Origin of the sequence: Peribacillus sp. NPDC058002, from assembly GCF_042886655.1 — a bacterium.
Classification (GTDB): Bacteria; Bacillota; Bacilli; order Bacillales; family DSM-1321; genus Peribacillus; species Peribacillus aracenensis.
On the sequence record NZ_JBHVQU010000256.1, the window covers coordinates 1 to 4,825 of the forward strand.

Here is a 4,825-nt window from a genome sequence, read left to right on the forward strand (position 1 = left end):
GGTAATATTTAATAAGTTAAAATCTTTTTCATCAGATAAGGTTTTTCTTAAATCATCGATATAATCAGCAAATTGATCAATCGGAACGAAGTATTCCTGCAGCACTTCAGTTTTGGTGGGGTTGCTGTAATCCATAAAGGCTGAGTCCGACCGCATCACATTATTCCTCGAAACCAAGTTACCATCAATATTGGCCCTGTAGGTTTTTTGAGTTTCCCAAAACCTTACTTTACCCCAGTCATTATAACGTGAGAGACCTAGAAAGAATTTAGGCACGGCAATGATTGTTTCCCGTTTGAGAGTATTGTAGTTAGATAGCTGTGTTTGGTCATTTGCCCTATAATAATCTGTTACATACATTTCATCCAAATAAGAGCCAGGGGCCACAGATATTCTTGCAAGATGCATTTTAACATCATCGTTTTGAAGAACTTCTCTTTTAAAGTACGAAGTATATTCATCATAATGGAGTGATTTAGTTTTAATTTTATAAAGTTCGTCATCGGTAAGGTGGAGTGTTACATCTAGTATTACTCCAAATAAACCATACCCGCCAATAACCAAATGGAAGAGCTCCGAATTTTCTTCGCGGCTCACTGTAAGGATTTGGCCTTTTGAGTTAAGCAACCTAAAAGATTCCACGGTTTCTATCAAGGCATGATGACGGATATCGCGTCCATGGACATTAACGCTCAAAGAACCCCCGATGGTAAAAATGTTTTGAGATTGACTGACCTTCAGTGCAAGTCCATATGGGTTGATATATTCCTGAAGAGCAGCCCAGGTTGCTCCGCTTTGGACCGTGATTCGTTTTTCTTTTACATCCAAATCAAGTATTTTATCATAGTGCTTCATATCGAGCAGGATCCCATTTGGATATAATGTTTGACCTCCTTGGCTATGTTGCATTCCGGCAATGGAAATGGGATCATCGTTTTTTTCTGCATCCAAAACGACCATTTTGATTGCTTTTTCACTATCTTCTGCCTTTATCGCTTTCATTTTAACTGGCATCAGACGGCTGATATCTTCTGCAATGGGGTGGTGAAGCTTGAAATTAAAAGCCTGCAGTGATAATCCAAATAATAGTGCATATAGGATGATAAAGAAAAATTGTTTCATGATATCTGGCTTTCGACTCCTCGTTTAATATGTCTGACACTCAATTGAAATAATGCAGATGTATGAACTTATAGATTAATGGAGTTACCATGACCATACAGTGTGTTTGAAAATGAATCTTTTTGATTTATGTATTAGTTCTTAGTTTTTCAGCCCATCAATGATTGTTTTGGTTAGCGGTATGGATAGCGATTCCAAGCTTGTTCTGAGTTATTTAATCCCCAATGATAGATGATCCCCATCAGACTAAGGGTGATAAGTTGTGAAATGTCTTTTCTCCCAAAGCTATTTCTTTCTGGGTTCAATCATAATAACCTCCACATGATAATTGACAGAATATTCCTGCGTGGTTTAATATCAGACTACAGTCTAGTTAAATGATTGGTGGTCTATTTAATCTAACGTAGATCATCAATAATCACAACGCTTTCTTAATTTCATTTCGTATATTTGGAAAGCGCTTACAAAAATGTTGTTGGATTCAGTATATGTAAAACGGAGGGAAGTGGTATAAGGATAAATTGATGGTTCTAGGAATTCGGGAAGCAGGAATAGAGATGTGAGGTAACGGATTGTTTTTTGGGAGATAGTAGCATGAAAAGGGAGGAAATAATCATGAATCATTCCAGTGGTGAAATAGAGAAAAGAACGATCAGTAAAACGATGAAACGCATTCTTCCATTTATCTTGCTCCTTTACATCATTGCATACTTGGACAGGGTCAATTTAGGCTATGCTGCTTTACAAATGAATGCAGAATTAGCCTTATCAGCTGAAGTTTTTGGATTGCTTTCTGGCATTTTTTTTATAGGTTATTTCTTCTTTGAAGTTCCAAGCAACATGATCATGCAAAAAGTGGGAGCTCGGATATGGATTGCCCGCATAATGATTTCGTGGGGACTCGTGGTAATATTGACAGGTTTTGCGCAAACAACTATGCACTTATATATTCTCCGTTTTTTATTAGGTGTCGCCGAAGCTGGTTTTTTTCCGGGTATAATTTTGTATTTAACTTATTGGTTCAGGGCCCGCGAAAGAGGAAGGGCCACAGCGGTTTTACTATTAGCCCTGCCGATTGGCGGATTGATTGGTGCGCCTGCATCGACATGGATTCTTGACAATATCTCCTGGTTGGGTATGGCAGGGTGGAGATGGATGTTCATCCTTGAAGGCATTCCGGCCATTATTATTGGAATCATTGTTGTTTTCTATTTAACTAATAGACCGGCCAACGCTAAATGGTTATCTAAGGAAGAAAGTGATTGGCTTGAAGGGGAATTGAGTGCGGAAAGAAAAGTTAGCTCGAGTATAAATAAAGTTACTAAGCTTGATATGCTGAAAGATTCGAAAATCTGGAAGTTGGCCCTTTTTTATTTCGCAGGGTACACATCAATCTATGGATTATCATTCTGGATGCCGACCATCATAAAATCTTTATCGGAAAATGCCACAACCAATTTGGAAATTGGGTGGTTAGCGATGATTCCATCGTTAGTCGGTATACCTGCCATTATGTTTGTAGGCTGGAATTCAGATCGGACCAATGAACATAAATCACACTTGCTCGTTTGCCTCATGATAGCAGTTGTCGGATTTATCGGGTGCGGTTTTTCAAATAGTGTCTTTATGATGGTGCTTATGTTAACCATTACATCTTTCGGGTTATACGGGTTCAGTGGATGCTTCTTTGCCTATATGACATTTTTCTTCACTGAGTCCACTGCGCCAGTTGGAATAGCCATAGTCAATTCATTTGCGGCGTTAGGCGGTTTTGTAGGACCGATGATTCTTGGAACCGTTGCATTCACTCAAGGGATGTTTATTTTATCCGGATTACTTGTGATGGGTGTCATCACCCTATTATCATTAAAATTGACAAGTGCTTCAGATGAAAACATCGTAAAAGAAGTTGAAGTCAATATTAATGAATTTTAAAGGTCGTAAATGTATGGAAGATTAAAAGTGACTATAAACGAAACATCATTGGAAATCATAAGGTTTCCATGATGTTTTTTATATTTTCATATAGGAAGTACATATATATGGGATGAAAATACCGGTTGAGCATGTCAAAATTCAATCTAAATCTAATGTTCTCCCCAATAAGGCTTGTTTGTGGTTTTCGGCGGGATTAGAATGGAGATGAGTTATAAGTGCTTTCGAAAAGATAAGGGAGTCCTTTTCTTTTCATGTACTGACTTCAATTTATTCATTACAGGAATAACAGCGGAAATGAGGTGATGATGTGGAAATTCATTTGGTGGCGAAAGATGAGATTGAGGCTCAAGGAATTCGTTGGATAGTGGAGTCCCACCTAACGGGAGTTAGACTGATCTTATGGAAAACGATTGAAGAATTTGAAAAGGGCATGCCCAATCAGCAACCGGAATTCGTTATTTTGGATATGGATATTTGGACGGATGAAAGTGAGGCAATGGGTGTTTCGTTAAAGCGGAGGGGAATTCGATGGTTAGGCATTTCCTCTGAGCGAATCTTTCAAACGGCTTATCGAGCCTTACGCTTTCGTGCTGAAGATGTTTTATTCCGTCCTTTTTCTTCGGCGGATTTGGTAAAACATATCCAACAATTGCGTTTTCAATTGAGAAATGGCCCAGATCTTCTTTCGACAAACACAATGGATGATGGGCATGCTCTGGATATTGGATATCCGGATTTCTTTTTGACAGACCGGGGGCATGAAAGTCGAATAACCATGGTCGCTTTTTTGACACCTGATAACAGGACCCTTCCTTTAGTTTATGATGAACTGCAACGATATTCTTTTACTGGGAAGAATCAAATCTTCGCCTTATCGGATTTTATTTTATGTGTCCAGGAAATAAAGGAAAATGAGGGATATAAGGAAGAGTACCAAGCGTTCCTTGCTCATTGGAAAGAAAGAATGGATGAGCCCCTTGCCATCATAATAAAAGCGGCAACTGCAAATGAGTCTTTAAAAAGGATGTATCAGCAAACACGTGAATTTACGAGACAAATCTTTTTCGATGGATATGATATCATTTTAGCCGAAAGTCAACAGACTTCTCCTCAAGAGATGGACCCATTCCTCACTCCTCTTGAACAAAGACTTTGGATAGAAATGCTCGAAAGGCGGGATGCGAAAGCCATCAGGAACTGGATTGAGCGTGAATTCCTTACTTTTGAACGACCATACCCCGACCCGGAAATCGTTCGTATCCGCCTTACAAGTGTACTCGCACAGATTCGTAGGCATATGAAATCATACAACTTGCAAAATGCTTCTCTAGAAGCAATATATTATGATGTATTTCAGCAAATTGTACATAAACCTGTCATCCATCAAATAGTAAAAGAGCTGCATGCGTTCACCACCCATATGCTTCTGCAGGATCATGGACAATTACAGGAAGGGGCACGCACACTTAGCGAAAAAGCAAGGGAGCTGATCGAGTCCAACTATTGGGACGCCCAGTGGAATCTAGCGAGTTGTGCAGATACTCTGCGTATCAATAAAAGCACACTCAGCCGTCGTTTTGCGGCAGAATCCGGCGAGTCTTTTCGAAATACTCTGCATCAAGTTCGAATTAGGGAAGCTAAACGTTTATTAAAGGAAACGGATTTATCATTGGAGGAAATCTCACAATTAGCCGGCTATTCACATCAAACTTATTTCAATGCAAAATTCAAACTGCTTGAAGAGTGTACACCATCAGCACATCGG

At 39.2% G+C, this 4,825-nt stretch carries 3 protein-coding genes; 2 read left to right on the forward strand and 1 reads right to left on the reverse strand.

Going from position 1 to position 4,825, the window contains the following annotated elements; all coding sequences use genetic code 11:
- On the reverse strand, window positions 1-1,122 hold a 1,122-nt coding region (locus ACFVSH_RS22960; protein WP_387708004.1), incomplete at its 3' end, for an FAD-binding oxidoreductase.
- Window positions 1,123-1,737: 615 nt separating this feature from the next.
- Here ACFVSH_RS22960 and ACFVSH_RS22965 point away from each other — a divergent pair.
- Window positions 1,738-3,057, forward strand: coding sequence for an MFS transporter (locus tag ACFVSH_RS22965; RefSeq protein ID WP_387595707.1), 1,320 nt, complete (start codon window positions 1,738-1,740; stop codon window positions 3,055-3,057).
- Between the two features lie 310 nt (window positions 3,058-3,367).
- Window positions 3,368-4,825: helix-turn-helix transcriptional regulator (locus ACFVSH_RS22970; RefSeq protein ID WP_387708006.1), on the forward strand; the 1,458-nt coding region annotated here is incomplete at its 3' end.